The organism is Psychrobacillus vulpis (assembly GCF_006861825.1).
In the GTDB taxonomy this organism is placed as follows: domain Bacteria; phylum Bacillota; class Bacilli; order Bacillales_A; family Planococcaceae; genus Psychrobacillus; species Psychrobacillus vulpis.
In genome coordinates, this window is the sequence record NZ_VDGI01000003.1 from 332,600 (window position 1) to 353,983 (window position 21,384).

The 21,384-nt window shown below is 35.2% G+C and carries 20 protein-coding genes and 1 riboswitch; of the genes, 19 read left to right on the forward strand and 1 reads right to left on the reverse strand.

From position 1 onward, the window contains the following. Positions 1-16: 16 nt before the first annotated feature. From FG384_RS05595 to FG384_RS05655, 12 genes are all read left to right on the forward strand, one after another. Entirely contained in the window at positions 17-796 is a 780-nt protein-coding gene (locus FG384_RS05595) for a segregation/condensation protein A (protein WP_142641599.1), read from the forward strand. Next, entirely contained in the window at positions 789-1,361 is a 573-nt protein-coding gene (gene scpB, locus FG384_RS05600; RefSeq protein WP_420849942.1) for an SMC-Scp complex subunit ScpB, read from the forward strand. The genes FG384_RS05595 and scpB overlap by 8 nt, the downstream gene beginning before the upstream one ends. Before the next feature lie 126 nt (positions 1,362-1,487). Then, complete coding sequence (locus FG384_RS05605) at positions 1,488-2,459, forward strand: D-alanyl-D-alanine carboxypeptidase family protein (protein ID WP_420849943.1); 972 nt, start codon at positions 1,488-1,490, stop codon at positions 2,457-2,459. 107 nt (positions 2,460-2,566) lie between these two features. Further along, positions 2,567-3,301 (forward strand): pseudouridine synthase, encoded by a 735-nt coding sequence (locus FG384_RS05610; RefSeq protein ID WP_142641601.1) that lies wholly within the window; start codon positions 2,567-2,569, stop codon positions 3,299-3,301. A 99-nt stretch (positions 3,302-3,400) separates the two neighbouring features. Continuing rightward, entirely contained in the window at positions 3,401-3,937 is a 537-nt protein-coding gene (resA, locus tag FG384_RS05615; protein ID WP_142641602.1) for a thiol-disulfide oxidoreductase ResA, read from the forward strand. Between the two features lie 14 nt (positions 3,938-3,951). Continuing rightward, positions 3,952-5,601 carry a cytochrome c biogenesis protein ResB gene (resB, locus tag FG384_RS05620; protein WP_142641603.1) on the forward strand — a complete coding sequence of 550 codons (1,650 nt, stop codon included), beginning with the start codon at positions 3,952-3,954 and terminating at the stop codon, positions 5,599-5,601. Positions 5,602-5,603: 2 nt separating this feature from the next. After that, positions 5,604-6,782: a c-type cytochrome biogenesis protein CcsB gene (ccsB, locus tag FG384_RS05625; RefSeq protein WP_205961748.1), complete on the forward strand. Its 1,179-nt coding sequence runs from the start codon at positions 5,604-5,606 to the stop codon at positions 6,780-6,782. 877 nt (positions 6,783-7,659) lie between these two features. Beyond that, positions 7,660-8,376, forward strand: coding sequence for a response regulator transcription factor (locus tag FG384_RS05635; protein WP_142641606.1), 717 nt, complete (start codon positions 7,660-7,662; stop codon positions 8,374-8,376). Beyond that, positions 8,369-10,144 (forward strand): ATP-binding protein, encoded by a 1,776-nt coding sequence (locus FG384_RS05640; RefSeq protein ID WP_142641607.1) that lies wholly within the window; start codon positions 8,369-8,371, stop codon positions 10,142-10,144. Before FG384_RS05635 ends, FG384_RS05640 begins: the two co-directional genes overlap by 8 nt. A 216-nt stretch (positions 10,145-10,360) precedes the next feature. Further along, the gene (gene sigX, locus FG384_RS05645; protein ID WP_142641608.1) at positions 10,361-10,897 is read left to right on the forward strand and encodes an RNA polymerase sigma factor SigX; all 537 of its coding nucleotides are present in this window, start codon (positions 10,361-10,363) and stop codon (positions 10,895-10,897) included. Continuing rightward, positions 10,890-12,161, forward strand: coding sequence for a hypothetical protein (locus tag FG384_RS05650; RefSeq protein WP_142641609.1), 1,272 nt, complete (start codon positions 10,890-10,892; stop codon positions 12,159-12,161). Before sigX ends, FG384_RS05650 begins: the two co-directional genes overlap by 8 nt. 146 nt (positions 12,162-12,307) lie before the next feature. Next, positions 12,308-12,441, forward strand: a riboswitch (FMN riboswitch). A gap of 158 nt (positions 12,442-12,599) precedes the next feature. Beyond that, positions 12,600-13,193, forward strand: coding sequence for an ECF transporter S component (locus FG384_RS05655; RefSeq protein ID WP_142641610.1), 594 nt, complete (start codon positions 12,600-12,602; stop codon positions 13,191-13,193). A 195-nt stretch (positions 13,194-13,388) separates the two neighbouring features. On the opposite strand, the gene FG384_RS05660 is transcribed toward FG384_RS05655, so the two are convergent. Next, positions 13,389-13,637 (reverse strand): ferredoxin, encoded by a 249-nt coding sequence (locus tag FG384_RS05660; protein ID WP_142641611.1) that lies wholly within the window; start codon positions 13,635-13,637, stop codon positions 13,389-13,391. A gap of 111 nt (positions 13,638-13,748) precedes the next feature. Here FG384_RS05660 and FG384_RS05665 point away from each other — a divergent pair, with 111 nt between their 5' ends. The 7 genes from FG384_RS05665 to FG384_RS05695 all read left to right on the forward strand — a co-directional run bounded on the left by FG384_RS05665 (position 13,749) and on the right by FG384_RS05695 (position 21,378). Next, complete coding sequence (locus tag FG384_RS05665; RefSeq protein ID WP_142641612.1) at positions 13,749-14,774, forward strand: YpbB family protein; 1,026 nt, start codon at positions 13,749-13,751, stop codon at positions 14,772-14,774. 1 nt (position 14,775) lies between these two features. Continuing rightward, positions 14,776-16,188, forward strand: a complete 1,413-nt coding sequence (locus tag FG384_RS05670) for a RecQ family ATP-dependent DNA helicase (protein ID WP_142641613.1) — start codon at positions 14,776-14,778, stop codon at positions 16,186-16,188. An 87-nt stretch (positions 16,189-16,275) separates the two neighbouring features. Beyond that, entirely contained in the window at positions 16,276-16,902 is a 627-nt protein-coding gene (locus tag FG384_RS05675; protein ID WP_142641614.1) for a LysM peptidoglycan-binding domain-containing protein, read from the forward strand. Between the two features lie 74 nt (positions 16,903-16,976). Then, positions 16,977-17,606, forward strand: a complete 630-nt coding sequence (locus FG384_RS05680; RefSeq protein ID WP_142641615.1) for a CBS domain-containing protein — start codon at positions 16,977-16,979, stop codon at positions 17,604-17,606. 80 nt (positions 17,607-17,686) lie between these two features. Then, positions 17,687-18,463, forward strand: coding sequence for a metallophosphoesterase (locus tag FG384_RS05685; RefSeq protein WP_142641616.1), 777 nt, complete (start codon positions 17,687-17,689; stop codon positions 18,461-18,463). 26 nt (positions 18,464-18,489) lie between these two features. After that, positions 18,490-19,461: a YpdA family putative bacillithiol disulfide reductase gene (locus FG384_RS05690; protein WP_142641617.1), complete on the forward strand. Its 972-nt coding sequence runs from the start codon at positions 18,490-18,492 to the stop codon at positions 19,459-19,461. A 456-nt stretch (positions 19,462-19,917) separates the two neighbouring features. Beyond that, complete coding sequence (locus FG384_RS05695) at positions 19,918-21,378, forward strand: IS1182 family transposase (protein WP_142641618.1); 1,461 nt, start codon at positions 19,918-19,920, stop codon at positions 21,376-21,378. The last annotated feature ends 6 nt before the right edge of the window (positions 21,379-21,384 follow it).

Below are 21,384 nucleotides of genomic sequence, written 5' to 3' on the forward strand. Positions count from 1 at the left end.
TAATAGGTGGAGTTATATGTCGTATGAAGTGAAAACGGAGGCTTTTGAAGGGCCCCTCGATTTATTATTGCATTTAATAAATCGTTTGGAAATAGATATATATGATATTAAAATGGCTGAAATCACTTCTCAATATATGGAGCATATTCACGCAATGAGAGTTCTTGAGCTTAATGAGGCGAGTGAATATTTAGTGATGGCTGCTACTTTATTATCTATTAAAAGTAAGATGCTACTCCCAATTCATCAAGATGATGAAATGGAAGAAGATTTTGATATACAACTAAATGACCCAAGGGATGAGTTAGTATCAAAATTAATAGAATATAAAAAGTACAAAGAAGCTGCAAGTAATTTACAAGAGATGGAGGAATCTAGCAATCTATTTTATACAAAACCTCCAACAGACCTTAGTAATTATCAAGATAGCCAGCAGCTTGCGCTATTTGAGTTAGACGTAAATGTGTATGACATGCTAGGGGCATTTCAAAAAATGCTTAGAAGGAAACAATTGAGTGCTCCACTCCATACACGAATTAGTAAACAAGAAGTATCGATAAAAGATCAAATGAGAACAGTTGTCTCAACCTTAAAATTAGGTGGAGGTAAATTATCTTTTTATGATCTATTTCCAACAAGAGATAAAACAACTATCGTCACAACATTTTTATCTTTACTCGAACTAATGAAGCGTCAGATTGTTCAAATAGAACAAAAAAGCAATTTTGAAGAATTATTTGTTCTATTACGAAAGGAAGTTATGGAAAGTGAATTCGACGATGAAATTGATGAGTAAAATCGAAAGTTTGCTATTTGTGAGTGGAGATGATGGGTTAACGAAGAAACAGTTAGTTTTTTTAACCGATTCAACAGAAGAGCTAGTAACAGAAACGCTTGAAACTATGATGATAGAATATGAGAAAAATGATAATAGAGGTATTATCATAAAACAACTAGCTGAAACCTATCAGTTTGTAACTAAAACAGAAAATGTACAATGTATACAAAAACTAGTTGAAAATCCTACTTCACAATCACTTTCTCAAGCATCACTAGAGGTACTTGCAATTATTGCATACAAACAACCAATTACAAGAGTGGAAATAGAAGATATACGAGGAGTTAAATCTGAAAGACCAATTTATACGTTAGCTGCTAAAGGGCTTGTGCAAGAAGTTGGTCGTGCAGAAGGAACTGGAAGAGCCATTTTATATGGTACAACAACGGAATTTCTTCAATATTTCGGTCTAAAAAATATTAAAGCACTTCCACCTTTACCAGAAGAAATAGCTATAGATGAAATGGAAGATACTGATTTGTTTATGACGAAGTTTCAAGAAGCCTTTGTAACTCAGGAATAACAATAAGGAAAGAAAATAACTAATTGTCAGTGACAGCAACGTTTTTTATGTCGTGATTCGCACAGGAAAACTGCATTCACGTGATAACATTTAAAAAGAGGAGTATATAATATTTACAAAAAAACAGTGCTAATTTTGTTGCTATTTCTATTTTGGCAAACGGATAATGTAGAAGCATCATCGTCCTATGTAGTCATCGATGCACATTCAGGTAGAGTACTTGAAGGGAGCAACGAACAAACGAAGCTACCAATCGCAAGCTTAACAAAAGTATGGACAGCTTTAACTGTTTTGGATGCAGTATCATTGGATGAAGAAATTACGATTTCTGAGAAAGCTGCTACACAAGAAGGGTCTTCCTTATATTTAAAAGCTGGTGAAGTGTGGACTGTAAATTCTCTTCTTCATGGATTACTTTTGCAATCTGGTAATGATGCGGCGTATGCACTTGCAGAATACACAGGTGGCTCTATTGAAGGGTTTGTTCAAATGATGAACGAAAAAATCCGACTTTCTGGAATGGAACATGCCAACTTTACGAATCCATCTGGACTTCACGATGACAACCATTATGCATCTGCTCTAGATATGGCGAACATGCTTCGATTTGCATTGAAAAATGAAGACTTCCGAAAAATTGCTTCTGCTAAATCTTTTATCCCAAAAGAACGTAACGTACACTGGAGAAACAAACACAAGCTTTTGCATTATTCTGAGGAAGCTATTGCTGGCAAGACTGGTTATACAAAAAGAGCGGGTAGAACGCTAGTCACATATTTTAAAGAGGGACAGAAAGAAGTCATAATTGTAACTTTAAACAATTCAAATGATTGGAAGACACATACTGAATTAGCGGAGAAAATCTTTTCCAATTATGAATTTGTGAAAGTAGTAGAAAAAGGGAAATATAGTTTATTTAATAAAGAAGTGATCGAAGTAAAGCAGGATTACTTTTTATTAATCAATGAAACCGAAAAAAAACAATTGCAAAACGTATTACATATTCCGAGAAATAAACGGCAAGATAGTTCCTATTTATGGAATGTTTATATAAACAATGATCTCGCTTTAAAGTTTAACGTAAAAAAAATAAAATAAATAAAAAGTGAGGACAGTTTTTCTAAAAAGACTGTCTTCTTTTAATTTGGCTTAAAGTATGACATAATTCACTCATGTTAGTGGAAAGAATGGACGAGGTGAATGTGTTGGAAAGATTACAAAAAGTACTTGCACATGCAGGTGTAGCATCAAGAAGAAAAGCAGAGGAATTAATCCTGCAAGGTAAAGTTAAAGTGAACGGTAAAGTAGTAAAGGAACTTGGTACGAAAGTTTCGGATGCTGATACAGTGGAAGTGGAAGGTGTTAAATTAGAAAAAGAACAGAAGGTCTATTATCTACTCTATAAACCAAGAGGTGTCATCTCGGCTGTTTCGGATGATAAGGGAAGAAAGACGGTAACAGATATGTTGCCTCATGTGACAGAGCGTCTTTATCCGGTAGGTAGGCTAGATTATGAAACATCGGGGTTATTATTACTTACGAATGATGGCGATTTTTCGTATGCATTAACACATCCAAAATTTAAAGTTGATAAGACTTATGTGGCAAGAGTAAAAGGAATACCATTGAAAGAGCAATTACGCCCATTAGAGAGAGGTATTGTTTTAGAAGATGGAAAAACAGCTCCTGCCCGAGTAAAGTTACTTTCATCTGAACGTAAGACAGACAAAGCAATTATTGAAATTACTATTCATGAAGGTAAGAACAGACAAGTACGCCGTATGTTTGATGCTATTGGATTCCCAGTACAAAAGCTAAAACGTGAACGATTTGGTTTTTTAACTTTGCATGGTTTAAATGCTGGGGAATGGAGAGAACTAACGACACATGAAGTAAAACAATTAAGAGTTCTTGCCGAAACAGGCAAAATCGGAAAGTAACTATCGAAAGTTCACAAACCATTCAAATGTCTCCGCTCATTTGATATGGTTATTTTGATATAATTAATCTCGGTTATGCTTGGAAATGGAGGAAAATAAATGGCTCAAACTAAAAAACAACGGTTTTATATTAGAACCGTAATTTTGGTAGTGCTTACAATTGCTATAGTATTTACTGTGTACTCGAATTTAACAAAAGAAAAAAATGCAGTTTTACAAGTAGGCGATAAAGCACCTGATTTCGTATTAGTTGATATGGATGGAAATGAGCATCGACTTTCGGATTATAAGGGAGAAGGAATTTTCTTGAATTTCTGGGGAACATGGTGCAAACCTTGTGCAACGGAGATGCCCGCTATGGACAATCAATATGGCGTTTATAAAGATTTAGGTGTTCAAACGCTTGCAATAAATATTGGAGAATCTGATTTGAAAGTAAATAGTTTTGTAAATCGTTATGGATTATCCTTTCCTGTTGCAATTGATCGCAATAAAAGTGTGATGGAACTATATAATATTGACCCTTTACCTACGACTTTTTTAATTAATCCAGATGGTCGTATTGAAAAAATAATCAAAGGTCAAATGACTGAGCAAGATATTGCTAATTATATGGATCAAGTTAAACCTTCTTAAAGGAGTTCTTATGAATGGACAAAATAGTTTGTACATGTGGCAACGTAAATCCAGCTGGTACAGAATTATGTGAAAGCTGTGGTCGTCCTCTAAATCAAGAAACAAAAGAGAAGAAACTTGTGGACATGCGTTATGAAGGATCTGCAAGACGTTCTCAAACATACAACAAAACAATAATTGATAAGATATGGAATTTCTTTTCAAGTGTAAAAGTTGGTATGTGGATAATTGTTTCTATTCTAGTTGCTGCAGCGATTGGAACGATACTGCCACAAGTGTTTTATGTGCCAGCTACCACTGAAGCTGATATTGCAGCGTATTATGAAAGAATATACGGAACTTTTGGTAAACTATACTATGAGCTTGGACTTTCCGATTTATATAGCTCTTGGTGGTTCCAAACATTAATTGGAATGCTTGGGATATCATTAGTTATAGCAAGCCTAGACCGTGTTATTCCACTTTACAAGTCTCTAAAGAAACAACAAACAAAGCGACATATAAGTTTCTTAAAACGTCAACGTATATACGGTATTGGTGAAATAGAAGCATCAAATGAATCGATTGATAAAGCGGAAGAAAAATTGAAAACAATGCGTTATAAAGTGAAGCGAGACGGTAATGCTATATTAGCAGAAAGAGGTCGTTTTTCTCGTTGGGGTCCTTATGTAAATCATACAGGTCTAATTATATTCCTTTTGGGAGTCATGCTACGTGCAATACCAGGATTTTATGTAGATGAGACTATGTGGCTACGAGAAGGAGAAACTCTTTATATACCGAAAACGGATGGATACTTCTTAGAAAGTAAAGAATTCACTTACGAAACGTATTCAAAAGAAGAATCTTCGGAAGTTTTTGGAGAAGCCATAGATCGAGTTGGCTCCATTGCTAAAAACTATCAAACAGATGTAGCTTTATACAAAGGTGCAGACGATGCGGTAGCAGGAAAGCCAGATGAGTTAGAATTTGTAAAAGATTCTTCTATTCAGGTAAACAAGCCATTGAAATTTGATAATTTTTCTGTTTTTCAGATGGACTTCCGTTTAGATGAATTAAAAGCTATGAAATTCCAGCTTCAAGATAAAGAAACGCAAGAATCTTTTGGTGATTTTACAATTGATTTATCTGATCCTCAACCTATCTATGAATTGCAAAATGGATACAAAGTAGAGATTTTAGATTATTACGCTGACTTTACTGGTTTTGAAGAAGGAGTACCACAATCTAAGTCACCACTTCCAAACAATCCAGCATTTTTAGTGAAAATGTATAGCCCTGAATTTCCAAAAGGGGAAACGAGTTTTGTTATGATAAAAGAAACACTTGAACCACTTGGAGAAAACAAACATAAAATTGCTTTTCAAAGTGTAGAAACAAGAGATGTTTCTGGTCTAACGATACGTAAAGATTTAACACTTCCAATTCTTATGCTTGGCGGTCTTATTTTCATGATTGGGGTAGCGCAAGGGTCGTATTGGAACCATCGTCGTATTTGGATTCAGCGATTAGAAGATGGACAAGTTGTTATCGCGGCGCATACGAATAAAAACTGGCTCAGCATTATGAAAGATATAGATGCAGTTTCAGTAGTAGCAAATCTTCCAAAATATGAAGATCAACAAGATTTAGATTCCAAAGCGGAAAAAGGGGAAGGGGTATAATTATGGTAGCAGTCAGTAGTACCTTATTGTTTATTGCGTTTGTTGCATACTTGGTAGCAACCTTTTTATTCGGAGGCGCAGTAAAGAGCTCCAGTTCAGAAGCTACAAAATCTTTTGAACGGTGGGGGAAATTAGCAATTAGTGTAACGATTATTGGATTTATTTCCAATTTGGGTTATTTCATTACAAGATGGATCGCAGCAGGTCATGCTCCAGTAAGTAACTTATTTGAGTTTACAACTGCTTTTGGGATGATGGTCGTTGGAGCATTTATCTTAATTTACTTTATTTACAGAATACCAGCTCTAGGGTTATTTGCTCTACCAATTGCTGTGTTAATTATTGCATATGCAAGCATGTTCCCAAGGGATATCACACCTTTAATACCAGCTCTAAAGAGTTACTGGTTAACTATTCATGTAATAACAGCGGCTCTTGGCGAATCTATTTTAGCAATCAGTGCAGTTGCAGGTTTGATATGGTTGTTAAAAAATATAGATTTAACGAAAAAGTCGAAACAGCGTTTTTGGATTGAGGCAGTAATGTACGTTTGTGTTTTAGTACTTGGCTTTGTCGCTGCAACAACCACATTTTCGTTAGCTGATTATAAAGCGGAATATAATTATGTAAATAAAGAAGAAAAAGTTTTGAAAATGGAATATCATATGCCAGCTATTTTTGGTATGAATGAATCAACAGCAATTACAGAAAACGCAATGACACCTTTGGTGGAAATGCCTGCATTAGTAAATGCTAAAAAGCTTACGGTTGTAACTTGGTCTGTACTTTTTGGGACAGTATTATACATTTTACTTCGTTTAATTTTAAGAAAGCGTATTGCAGCTGTATTACAGCCATTTGCTAAAAAAGCAAATTCTCAATTTATGGATGAAATTGGATATCGTTCCGTACTTATTGGTTTCCCTGTATTTACACTAGGAGCACTTATTTTCGCTATGATTTGGGCGCATGAAGCATGGTCAAGATTTTGGGGTTGGGATCCAAAAGAAGTTTGGGCACTTATTACATGGCTTTTCTATGCTGTATTCTTACATTTACGACTTACAAAAGGTTGGCATGGGGAGAAATCAGCATGGCTAGCATTAATAGGATTCATTATTATTATGTTTAACTTAGTAGCAGTTAACTTAATTATTGCAGGTTTACACTCTTACGCATAATAAAAGTGAGTATAGGACCACTAGTATCTTTCCTACAAGCAAATGTCAGCTATTGATTAATACAAAGAGGAAAGAGCTGCGAGACTCCTGTGGAAAAACGGAGCGTCCAAGACCCCGCATGAGCGCAGCGAGGCCACTGAAAAACTTAAAATTATTATTTTTATAGGAACTATTTGCTGTATTTCATTTAAAGAATTTAGCGCGACGCATGAGACTCCTGCGGGAAAGCGAGACAGACGAGACCCCGCACGAAGCGAAGCGTAGGAGGAGGCTCGTCGCTCGCCCGCGGAAAGCGAATGCCAAAGCGCTAAATTCTCTTAGGACTATTTGATAGATAATTTATTTGAATGACACTTTTTCAGTGCCCTCAGCGCAGCGAGGAGGAGGCTTGGCGATTCGTCCACGGAAAGTGAGTAGCTTTTTCTGGACTCAATATTTGATTGGCGTTCTTCAGCCACCTGCGAAAGCAGAAATTTGACCTCGAGGGGCTGGGCGCTCAAGCTAGACAAAAAGAAAAGCGTAAGCGACCTGATTAGCCCCGACAAGCAAATGTCAGCTTTTGAGGAGGCGTTCTTCAGCCGCCTACGAAAGCAGACATTTGACCTCGAGGGGCTTGGCGCTGAAGCTAGACAAAAAGAAAAGCGTAAGCGACCTGATTAGCCCCGACAAGCAAATGTCAGCTTTTGAGGAGGCGTTCTTCAGCCGCCTACGAAAGCAGACATTTGACCTCGAGGGGCTGGGCGCTGAAGCTAGACAATACAGAGAGTGGTAGACAAAGCCCTTACCTCTTAGAAGAGATAAGGGCTTTTCTTTCATTTTGATAAGACTAATTGTACAATATAGATTAGAAGTGAAGTTGATAGAAGGGTATGATAATATGTCTGAAATGATTAAACTTTTAGTTGTAGATGATGAGGAGCGTATTCGCCGTTTGTTGAAAATGTATTTAGAAAGAGAAGGCTACCAAGTAGAAGAAGCAGAAAATGGTGAGATTGCATTACAACTTGCATTAGGTAATGAATATAATTGTATATTATTAGATATTATGATGCCAGAAAAAGATGGTATAGAAGTTATTACAGAGTTGAGACAACATAAAGAAACACCTGTTATTTTATTAACAGCTAAAGGCGAAGAAGCCAACCGAGTAGAAGGCTTTGAACTAGGTGCAGATGACTACATAGTAAAGCCGTTTAGTCCACGAGAGGTTGTATTACGAACTAAAGCTATTCTAAGACGTTCAACAGCTTTCTCATTGACGCAAGGTGCTTCTGTATCAAAAGATATAGTGGTTTTCCCACATCTTACAATCGATCATGATGCGCATCGTGTAACTGCAGATGGAGTAGAAGTTAGTTTGACACCTAAAGAATATGAATTACTATATTTTTTAGCAAAAGCACCGGATAAAGTATTTGACCGTGAACAATTACTAAAAGAAGTTTGGCACTATGATTTTTTTGGTGATTTGAGAACAGTAGATACTCATGTAAAAAGATTACGTGAGAAGCTAAATAGAGTTTCAGAAAAGTCAGCAAAGATGATCGTTACTGTTTGGGGAGTAGGCTACAAATTTGAGGTAGTCAATGAATAGAATTTGGAATAGTGTTGTCGGGAAGCTATGGGGAACCATATTGCTTCTCGTCTTATTTGTGTTGTTTATCGTTACGGTTCTAATGTTAGAGTTTTTAGAGAATTTCCACACACAACAAGCCGAAGAAACTCTAAGACAAGAGGCGGCAACAATAGGGAAAATAGTAGAGCAGTATGACAAGGTAGAAGACTCCCTTCAAATTATTCAAGATATTTTAGGTGCTGAAACGAATGCTTTAATCGTAAAAGATTCAGAATCGGTTTTTTTATCAATACATGAAGGTTTAAATAAGGAAGTTATTAAAAAGAAATTATTGAATGATTCGGATCTCTCGGGAATATATACATCAAGCGACACAATTATTAAAAAGAAGTTAATGCCCTCCATGACTGAAGAAGATCAAATGGAATCTTATATCATTTTAGCGTCACCTTTTGAGTCAGATAAGAAAATACATGGAGCGGTGTTTATTTATCAAAGTTTAGATGTGGTAAATAAAACCTCAAATCATACAACTAAAATCGTATTTCTATCTGGATTCATAGCACTACTACTTACAACCATGTTCTCATTCTTTTTATCTTCTAGAATTACGTCTCCGCTTCGAACTATGCGTGAAGCAGCATTAGAATTAGCAAAAGGTAATTTCGAAACTAAAGTCCCATATCTACAAAAGGATGAAATCGGAGAACTTGGTTCTGCATTCAACCGAATGGGAAAACAGTTAAAGCATCATGTCGAAGTGATTAATCAAGAAAAAGAACAGCTATCGAATATACTAACTTCTATGACAGATGCTGTTATTACATTTAATAAAGAATACAACGTCCTTGTCAGAAATCCTCAAGCTGAAAAGCTATTACAAAAATGGTATGAAAATAACGAACCAAAGAATAACTCTCATTTACCAGCAGAGTTGTATCACTTACTCGATCACGTCTTTCATTTAGAAGAAGAATTAGAAGAAGAGCTTGAAATAAAGGGTTCTTACTTTTCCGTTTCTATTAGTCTTCTTTATAGTAAAGAATCGGTTAGGGGAGCTGTCGTTGTACTGAGAGATATGACAGAACAGCATCGTTTAGATAAGATGAGGTCTGATTTTGTAGCCAATGTATCGCACGAACTTAGAACTCCTATTTCTATGTTACAGGGCTATAGTGAAGCAATCATAGATGATGTCGTTACGACAGAAGAAGATCGGAATGAAATGATACGCATCATCTATGATGAGTCAAAACGTATGGGAAGACTAGTGACAGAATTATTAGATTTAGCTCGTTTAGAGTCAGGCTATTTAAGTATTTTTAAAGAAGAAGTTTCTATAATACCAACTATAGAGCGTATAACGCAAAAATTTGATCAAATTGCAAAAGAAAAAAATATTCGTTTGTATTTTGATCAGAAACTAAATCAACCACTTTTACTTCAAATCGACGAAGATCGTATGGAACAAGTGCTTACAAATTTAATAGATAATGCCCTTCGTCATACCGAAGAAAATGGTTCTGTCATTGTAAGACTGTCTCAAGTAAATAAACAGTTAACTATTGAAGTAGAGGACACAGGGTACGGCATTCCAAAAGAAGATCTCCCATATGTATTTGAACGTTTCTATAAAGCAGACAAAGCAAGAACTAGAGGTAAGAGTGGAACAGGTCTTGGTCTCGCTATAGCTAAAAATATTGTCGAACGACATGAAGGTAATCTATCAGTAGAAAGCGAACAGGGAACCGGCACAAAATTCATTATTCGATTGCCAATAACCTAACTATTTATTATGTCAAAGTGCCCGATGAATTGCGTTTGCTTCAGATGTATGCTATGTATTTTGCTACTATGCAAAGTTCCCGTTTTGCAAGTAGCAAAATCTAAATCCGATGTTTTCTGCAACGAAAGATAAGGAATAAGAGTGCAAGTTGAAATTTGAGTGTAAGTGAAACAAAAACAGTTCATGAACGACTAATTTATAGAACGGGGGGAGCATATGAATGACTCCGTTTTCCACCGCTTGTATGATAGTTATCATCAAGACGTTTTTCAGTTTCTCATCTATTTAGTGAAAAATAGACAAACTGCGGAAGACTTGGTCCAAGAGGTATATGTACGTGTTTTAAGGGCATATAGCAGATTCGAAGGCAAGAGCTCAGAAAAAACTTGGTTATTTTCGATTGCTAAAAATGTCGCCATTGATCATTTCAGGAAACAAACAGTTAGAAAGAAGAGATTATTTGAATCCTTCGATTGGGAAACAATGCAGCTCGCTTCTTCTGATATGCTTCCAGAAGATCTAGTTCAGTTAAATGACGAAATGAGATCATTGCTTCTTGCTTTAGATGATTGTACAGGGGATCAAAAGATGGTTATCGTTATGCGTTATTTCCAAGAACTTTCCATTACAGAAACAGCACAAGTGTTAAATTGGTCGGAAGGGAAAGTGAAAACAACGCAACATCGTGCTATAAAAGCACTTCGTGAGCGGTTATCTGTATCAGACAAGGAGGGTAAGGTTCATCATGAGTGATTGGAAAAAAGATGAAGATGCACTTGATGAGCTATTAAGTCAAATGCCCAAATTTACAGATCATCGTTCAAAAGAAGATGTGTATAATGGGGTAAAATTGGTAGTTGAAGCTCAATTGAAGGAAGAAAAGAGAAAAGTAATTGGCGTTTCTTTTTCTAAGTGGATACCATTTTTAGTATCCGTTGCTTCCATACTCGTTCTTACATTTTTAGTATCATCCTACTTGAATGATGATCAAACTGCCATGCTTAAAGACAGTTCTAGTAGTAAAGAAGAAAAGAGTAGTATGCAAGATAATATGCGTTCTATAGAAACAAAGCCAAAAGAAGAGGCCTCTATGGCTAGTGATGAAATCGAAACAAAATCAACAGAAGAAATGACTACCATGTCAAGTTTTGTTGAATCTAATATTTCGTTAACACCACTTAGCAATACAACTGCTGTATATGCTAATAGTATAGATGAAGGAACTATATTTCACTTTTCATTAATAGAAAATGCATTATCAGTTCCTATTACGATAATAATCCCAAAAGAAAAGATAGAAAATGATTTCCCTAATATGACACCTAAAAGTTTTCAATTGTATGAACGTTATGCAAGTATGATTAATGAACAGGAATTAGGATTCAATGAATATCATCCATACAAAGGTTATTTTGTAGATGAAGGAAAAACACTGAAGCATTTCTTACCTAAAGACCATGGATATGATACTGCATCTGGAACTTCGGGACCTTACTGGGGCTCTATTAATGAAATTTTTACAGATTTTGATTCAATTGCAATTGTAAATGAGGACGGTTCGCCGATTGAGTGGGATCAAGTTGGTGTCTTGAACGAACCAAGTAAACTTGAAGGCCAATTAGGACACCATAATTACTACAATTATCTTGCTAATAATGGTAATGTTTATTTATCCCCTAATTTTCGAGCAACGTATGATTCCGTATCTGAAGCAATATTAGCAATGAAACAAGTTGATAATGATATATATTCTTCCGTCATACCGAAAGAAGTGACATACTCTTATAAAGAGGAAAATGGAATTGGGATTATTCATTTTAATCAGCCGCTTGATTTAGAAAAAATGGATTCTTTTGCAGCGACTCGGCTAATCGAAGCTTTTGCCTTAACAGCAAATAGTTTTGGTACTGAAGTAAGATTGGATAACGTTTTGCAACGACAATGGGAGGAGTTTGATTTAACAAAACCTCTTCCAGTCCCTCTAGGACCAAATGGTTTCATCATGAGTGAACAATAATCAAGAATGCCAGCCTTGACGATTTTCAAGGACTGGCGTTCTTTTTTTCATTTGGAAATGTGGAGCAGTTATATTGCATAACGGTATTATTTTTGTTAAAATGTTATTAATTCAAGATAAATATCTTGAAAGACAACAAAATATTGATTCATCTTCGGGGCAGGGTGAAATTCCCGATCGGCGGTATTAGAAGATTTTTTTCTTAAGCCCGCGAGCCGTAATGGCAGGATTTGGTTAGATTCCAAAGCCGACAGTATAGTCTGGATGGGAGAAGGTGAAGGTACAGTCGTTTTTCGTATACTCTATTGCGGATGCGCTTATTTAAGTGTGCCTTGTTTCTCCCTTAAGCCTATTAATAGCTTAAGGGATTTTTTGAGTATGGAATACGTTCTGAACCTTTCTTCTTGTGGAGTGAATCGCAAAAGGAGAGAGGACATTATGTCAAAAAGTAAAACGCGAATGCTTATTGCAATCGCAATGTTAAGTAGTATTTCATTTGTTTTGATGCTGCTTGCTTTTCCGTTACCAGTATTACCAGCATATTTAAAGGTGGATTTCAGTGATATTCCGGCACTAATTGCTGCTATTACGATGGGTCCAATTGCCGGAATTCTTGTAGCATTATTAAAAAATGTGCTAGATTGGTTATTCGCAGGTAGTCCGACAGGTGTACCGGTAGGCCATATGGCTAATTTTGTAACAAGTATTTTATTTTTAACACCAGTTTATTTGATTTATCGTAAAGCTACATCATCGAAAGGAATTACTTATGGTTTAGCTTGTGGAACGGTTTCTATGGCTATTGGGATGAGCATTTTAAATTACTATGTATTTTTACCAATGTATTCTTATTTCTTAAATTTCCCTATGGAAACAGGAACTGCGTTATTTAATTCAATTATTTTCGGTATTTTACCGTTTAATCTTATAAAAGGCATATTAGTAACGACAGTTATGATTGTCTTATTTAAGCGTATGAAGCCCTTACTTGATAAAGTCACGAATTCATTTCGGTTTCCAAAAATAAATTAAAAAAAGGTCGTTTCTCAAGAAATAGAGAAACGGCCTTTTTGTTTCCAAGATTGTTCAAAATAAAGCATTTTCAAGTAAGGTTGGACAATCTATCGTAAAAGTTGGACATAAAACAATAAATTTTGGACAATTAGTAGTAAAAATTGGACAATAAATAACCACTCAAGAAATTAAACTTGAGTGGTTTTGCTCAATCTATTCAAACTTTAAAGCGTCGCCTTCGAAAGATTCTTCCGCTACTTTAATAGAATCTGTTGGACAACCTTCAAATGCGTCTTCCATATCTTCTAACAGTTCTTCTGGAACTTGGCATGTTCCCATGTTATCATCTAAAATAACGAACGCAATTCCATCATCATCATAATCATATATGTCTGGTGCAGCTGCGCCACATGCGCCACAAGCGATACATGTATCTTTATCTACAATAGTATATTTAGCCATTACATTATTCTCTCCTTTATATCAACTAACACGAAAAAGCTATCGTATTCATTCTAAAGCTGTTTACATGACATTTCAACAAAAATACTTTTTTATTGTGAGGTATTCCAATTGTTTTTTCATCAAATATTATTATTAGTCATACATAAATTTCGTGGAGAACGGTCTTCTACAGCACCATTTTACTTGTTGAAAGGTAAAAAATCAGGTCAAACAATACAAGATGTGACGTATTTTAATCTACATTCTTTTTTTTCCCTTTATTCTAAGCTATCAATGGAAGAATATAAGGACGAAATCTCGACTCTTTTAGCAAATGAATATATCAAATCAAATGAATCTACCATTTTATTAACAGAAAAAGGTCTGCATCAAATAAAGTCAATGCGTAAGCCTATGTATAATGGCTGGATATATAGAGGAAACGAGCATATTTTCTTTAGTCGATTGGAACTAGTGGTACAAACGTTATCTTACTTTCAAGCAAGTGAGAATAAGTTTGTCCCAAATCAAAAAGATCAAACCGTTCACCAATTTGTAAGAACTTACTTAATAGAAAATGATTTTAAAAAGCCTGGATTTGTTGTTTCATTGAAACAACAGATAATGGATTTAATTGGAAGTTCTAGCTTTGAAGATATCCACCGTGAATTATTTGTATATCGATTAAGTGGTTATGATAAAAGTGGTTTAACCTGGGAACAACTTGCTCGTTATTATAATAAAAGTGTACTTGATGTAAAGTTGTTATTTATTGAATGCTTACATATTGCTTTACATACTATAAACGCAGAAAAACATCCTGATCTGTATATCTTAACAAAAGATATTGAAGTGGTCACGCCACTTACAGAATCAGCCATGAAAACAAATCTTTTATTTGAAAAAGGATACTCGATTGAGGAGATTGCACAAATGCGTTCTTTGAAAAAAAATACAATTGAAGATCATGTTATAGAAATTGTATCTGCCAATCGACATTTTCCTATTTACCCTTTCATTTCAAATGATCAATTAAATAGAGTATTGCAAATCTCACATGAATTCCAAACGAAAAAATTAAAAGTGATTCGAGATCATGTTCCGGATTTAAGTTTTTTTCAAATTAGAATTGCACTTACAAAAGGGGAAACATGAAATGGATAGGTTGACGGAAGTACTTCAACAAAAATTTGGTTATTCCGCTTTTCGAGATGGTCAAAAGGAAATTATCGAACAAGTGATAGCTGGAAAAGATGTAATTGCAATCCTCCCAACTGGTATGGGGAAATCATTATTATTTCAATTACCAGCTTATTTAGTAGAGGGCACAGTTGTGATCGTTTCACCACTTCTATCTTTAATGCAGGATCAAGTGGAGCAATTGAAAATAATGGGAGAGAAACGAGTAGTAGCGATCAATTCTTTTTTATCTTTTGAAGAAAAGGAATTTGTACTTCGAAACTTGTCCACCTTTAAATTTATTTTTACCTCTCCTGAAATGCTTCAAAATGAACGCTTTAATCGGATGTTATCAACTATTCAAATTGCATACATAGTGGCAGATGAAGCGCATTGCATATCGCAATGGGGATTCGATTTTCGCCCAGATTATTTAAGAATTTCTAGCTGGTTAAAATCTTTTAAGGAAACAAATGTGCTTGCATTAACGGCTACAGCAACTAAAAAAGTAGTAAGCGATATCAAATCCACATTACATATGAAAGAGCCTTATGAGTTTATTCATTCGATAGATCGACCATCTATAGCATATGAAGTAAAGGAATTAGAAAATCAGCAGGAAAAAGTACAGTGGATTATTGGGAGAATAACTACAACAAACGGCCCAGGAATTTTATATACTCAATCAAGAAAGAAATCAGAATTTTATGCAGAAGAACTCCGTAATAGAGGGATTCGTGTTGCATTCTATCATGCTAAAATGGAGCAAGATGATCGTATTCTCATCCAGCAACAGTTTCAACAAGGTAAACTCGATTGGGTTTGTGCTACTAATGCGTTTGGGATGGGAATTCATAAGGATAATATTCGTCAAATAATCCATGATCATATCCCAACATCTATTGCTAGCTATGTGCAGGAAGTAGGCAGAGCAGCAAGGGATGGTAACCAATCCCTTGCTTCCCTTGTTTATACGAGTTCAGATGTTGAACAAGCTTATTATGTTGCTATGCAAGACTTTCCAGAAGATGCAGATATACAACTATTCTACCGTTCAGAAAGCACGGAAATACAGTTACCTGAAACTACTACACGTATATTAAGTTATTGGAAAGAAGTATTATCTGAACAAGAAACTATTGATTTATTTCGAAATATTAAACAAAAAAAATGGTTGGAAATACAGAGCTTATTTTCATTGTTTCAAAATGACCTATGTATTAGAGAGCAGCTATTAAACAACTTCGATGAGTATCTTGAAAAAAGACCTAGTAATTGTTGTAATGTATGTTCATTTGATATTCGAGATGTGTTGGAACAAAGAAATCAAACAGAAGTAGAGAAACAACAACTAAATTGGGTATATCGACTAAATGAACTGTTGCATTAAATAGTATTCCCAACGAGAAGTTTACTTTTTCAACAAAATTCGTCATAATAGAGTTAGTAATGAAGGAATGAATGGAGTTTGAACAATATGAATAATGATGATTACCAAAAAAAAATTGATGAACATCGACAATCGATTGGTCACGAAGATGATCAAGTAGAGTCTAGAAGAAGTAGAAGAGCAACATATTCGAAAAAGCCTAAGAAAAAATCTAAAAACTTACTTTTACCTTCTTTATTTTTTGTGTTTATTTTAATACCTGTTTGTATACTAATCTATGTTAAATTTTTCTACGTTCCTGAAGTAGAAAATGAGGAAGTATCTAGTAAAGGTGTTATCCACGTTGAAACAAAACCAATATCAAATGTAGGTAACAAAGAAGATAACGAGGAAAGTGAAGATAAAGAAGATTCTAGTTCTGAAAAAACAGAAACAGAAACTAATACAGAAACAACTGCTCCAAAAACAGAAGAGAATGATGAAACAAATGTAGAAGAGCCAAAACAAGAACAAAAAGAAGAAGTAAAAACAGAGCCAAAAGAAGAAATAAAAGCGGAAAACCAATCTAAAACACATATTGTGCGAGAAAACGAAACACTTTATCGTATTGCGATGAATTATTATAATAATCCTGATGCTGTAGAGAAAATTAAAGCGGCGAATGGTTTATCATCGAATAATATTTCAGCTGGTCAACAGTTGATTTTGCCGTAAAAAGTGTATAAAAGAAGGATAATTATAACTTTTGTAGAATATATAAATATATCCCGTTTGGAAGAGGTGTTTAGATGTTTGTTAAAAGTGTAATGATTCCAAAAGAAAAATGTTTAACTGTAAATGTTAATACTCCTGTATTGGAAGCACTTCATAAGCTAGAAGAGCGAGAAATAGATGCATTACCAATACTAGAAAATGGAACATATAAAGGTATGTTCAATAAATACCTTCTATACAAAGCGTATTACTTTAGTGGTTTAGATAAAGAAACATTTTTAAAACAAACTTCTGTATTGGATATTGTTACGAGAGAAGATACGTTTGTAAACTTAGAAGATGTATTTGAAAAAGCATTAGTAAAACTATATGATTTTCCAATTATTGCAGTGTTAGACGAAGGTAAGTTTCTTGGAATCGTTACAAGATACGATACGATTACCCAATTCAAAAGTGCATTTGGTATGAACAGTCAAGGAACACGATTAACATTAACTGCTATTGAATCAGAAGGACGTATATTAAAAGTGTCTGATATTCTGCACAAATACCATACACCTGTAATATCACTTGTTACATTCGATGAAACAGATAAGCTAGTACGTCGAATTGTACTTAAAATTGAAAATGATCATAAAACGGATCGAATAATTGCAGATCTCGAAAAATCAGGATTTCGCGTACTCCATATTGAAAAAGATTGATAATATAATCAGTATTGAAACGCACTAGAGGACAGGGATTGAACCCTGTCTTTTTGTATGCTTAATTAGGAGGACTGCAGTTGAAATATGTCATTGTAGTTATTTTTTTAGTCCTACTCCTTTTATTTCTTTATATGCTTTATTTAGCGTTTCAAGTAAACGTAAAAAAGCATACATTTCGTATAAATGAAATGAAGGATGGGCAACAATTTCATCTATTCTTTATTTCAGATATCCATCGAAGGAAAATATCGGATAAGCTCATCTATTCACTTATGGGGGCAGTAGATATTGTTGTAATTGGAGGAGACTTAACAGAAAAAGGAGTACCTCTGAAGCGCACGGAGAAGAACTTACAATTGCTGAGTAAACTAGGGGAAGTTTATTATGTATATGGAAATAATGATCGAGAGGTGGGAGAACAATTATTAAATTCCCTCCTTGCAGAAAATGGAGTTTGCATATTAAATAATAAGTCGGTAGCAATAAACACTGATTTTACTCCCATTCGCCTTGTTGGCATTAATGATGGATTTAGTGGTAAGGTTAATATATATGATGCATTTCAAGATGTAGTAAAAGATGAGATTATTATTTTTGTAACCCATGCACCTGCATTTTTTCATAATGCAAAAAGAGTAGCAAGCCCTCATCTACTACTAGCAGGACATTTACATGGAGGTCAAATTCGTTTTGGTCCTTTTGGAATTTATGAGAATGGTGCATTTAAATTAAAAGAAAATAGTGCAGAATTAGTGAGTAATGGTTTTGGTACAACTGGTGTTCCATTCAGATTAGGTGCAAAATCAGAATGTCATGTCATCACATTATTTGGTAGTGCAGAAAGAAATGAATAGTAGAATGTTGGAAGGAAGTTTTACGGTTGGAACAGAAAGTAGATGTATTAATAATTGGTGGAGGACCCTGCGGACTTGCTGCCGCAATTTCGATTCAAGATCTTGGATTGAATTGTATTGTTATTGAAAAGGGAAATATTGTGGAAGCGATTTATAATTATCCTACACACCAAACGTTTTTTAGTACGAGTGAAAAATTAGCAATTGGAGACGTTCCATTTATTGTAGAAGAGAGAAAACCAAAGCGAAATCAAGCTCTTGTTTACTATAGAGAAGTGGTAAAATTAAGAAATATTCAAGTAAATAAATATGAGTCTGTAAACAGTGTGGAAAAGCAGGAAAACTCTTTTCTAGTTACTACATCAAAAGCTAAGTACAGATCGGATTATGTTATTGTTGCCACAGGCTACTATGATAATCCGAATTATATGGGGATTCCTGGTGAAGATTTACAGAAAGTCCGCCATTATTTCAAAGAAGGACATCCATACTTTGCTCAAAATGTTTTAGTTATTGGTGGTAAAAATTCTGCAATAGACGCTGCATTAGAGTTAAATAAGGCTGGTGCCAACGTGACTGTCGCATACAGAGGGAGCGACTACTCACCAAGTATTAAACCTTGGATATTACCTGAGTTTGATGGATTAGTAAGAAACAAAGAAATTGATATGCATTTTGATACAGAAGTTTTATCCATTGATGAACAGTTTGTTTATTTAAGAAGTGCTAATGGTGACTTTCAAGTCGCAAATGATTTTGTTTTTGCAATGACCGGTTACCATCCGGATCATTTATTTTTAGAGAAAATGGGAGTTCAAATCGATCAATCGTCCGGCAGACCAATTTATCATACTGATACGATGGAAACGAATGTAGAAGGCATATTCATAGCCGGTGTAATTGCTGCAGGAAATAATGCAAATGAAATATTTATTGAGAATGGACGATTCCACGGCATACAAATAGCTCAGGAAATAGAAAGAAAACGAAAAGGCTAAAAATGGCCTTTTCGCTTCAGTATAAAGACAAAAGGTTTTCGTGAATGTACGGCATTTCTGAAACCTTTTGTTTTTTTGTGCATTTTTCTTTCTAATTCCGAGAGTGTCCATGGCCTCGCACGAGCCTAGTGAGGGCACTGGAAAGACTTCTTATTCATAGGGTTGTCAATATTCCAACGAATAAGAAAATCGTTGAAACGGCTCCCTTTCCGGAGGCCACTGAAAAAGTCCATATAGTTTCACTTTTAATGAAGTTCCCCCGTAGTTTTCCGAAGCTTACCGCTCGCTTTCCACGGGCGAAGAATTTAGCCTCCTCGTCGCAAGCTCCTGTGGGGTCTAAATTACTACGCTTTCCCGCTGGAGTCGAGCGGACGCTTCTCCAAACAACACATAGTTTCACACAATTCCTTCCTTCTCCATTATAATAAAAGTACTAATATGCAGGTGGTGCTTCCTATGATTTCAAACCAAGAAACCCTCAACTTAAGCCCGTTCTTGGCGATTTACGATATCGTCGTCCCAAAAGATAATATGCTTCGCCAAATTAATGAACTTGTTGATTTCACATTCATTCTCGAGGAATTAAAAAGTAAATATTGCCTGGATAATGGACGCAATGCAGTGCCACCGATTCGTATGTTTAAATATTTACTGCTGAAGTCAATCTTCGACTTGTCGGATGTAGACATAGTAGAGCGTTCGAAATATGATATGTCCTTTAAATATTTCTTGGGGATGGCCCCGGAAGATCCTGTTATCGATCCAAGTTCATTAACGAAATTCCGTAAACTTCGTCTTCAAGACGTGGGTTTATTAGACATGCTTATTTATAAGACTGTTGATATCGCATTGGAAAAAGATCTGATTAAAAGTAAAACCATCATCGTGGATTCCACACATACGAAATCACGCTATAACCAAAAATCACCCAAAGAATTTCTAATGGAGAAATCAAAAAGTGTACGAAAAGCAGTCTATCAAATTGATGAGTCAATGAAAGAAAAGTTCCCCTCAAAAAACACTTCTGACGAAGTGAAAAAGGAAGTAGATTATTGCTGGGAGATTATTAATGTTGTCGAAAAAGAAGCGCATATTGCACGAATTCCGGCTGTTCAGGAAAAATTAAATGTATTAAAAGAAGTAGTGGAGGATTTTACGGAACATCTTGATTTCTCAATGGATCAGGATGCACGTGTGGGTCACAAAACGGAAGATACTTCATTTTTCGGCTATAAAACACACGTCGCAATGAATGATGAACGACTAATTACAGCTGCAATTGTGACAACAGGTGAAAAAAGTGATGGGAAATATCTGCAAGAATTGATTGAGAAAAGCCGAAAAACAGGTATGGAAATAAAAACGGTTATCGGGGATTCCGCCTATTCGGAAAAAGATAATATTCAATATGCAAAGAAAAACAAAATGGAATTGATATCAAAATTGAATCCGATGATTACACAAGGTGGCCGTGCGGAGGAAGACGAATTTGAGTTCAATAAAGATGCAGGAATGTTTGTTTGTAAGGCTGGGCATATGGCTATTCGTAAAGCAGGCACACTAAAGAAAATTAAAGGTAGGAATCCACGTCAAACGTATTATTTTGATATTAAAAAATGTCAGGTCTGTCCTCTTAGAGATGGGTGTTATAAAGAAGGCGCCAAAAGTAAAACGTATTCTGTCACAATTAAATCGACGGAACATAAAGACCATGAAGTATTTCAAAATACCGAAGGTTTTAAAGAAAAGGCAAAACAACGCTATAAGATTGAGGCGAAAAATAGTGAACTAAAACATAGACACGGGTATGATGTAGCATCATCCGCGGGTCTATTCGGTATACAGATGCAAGGTGCAATGGCAATCTTTGCAGTAAATCTGAAAAGAATTATGAGCCTATTGAAGGAAGAAAAGTAAAAAAAA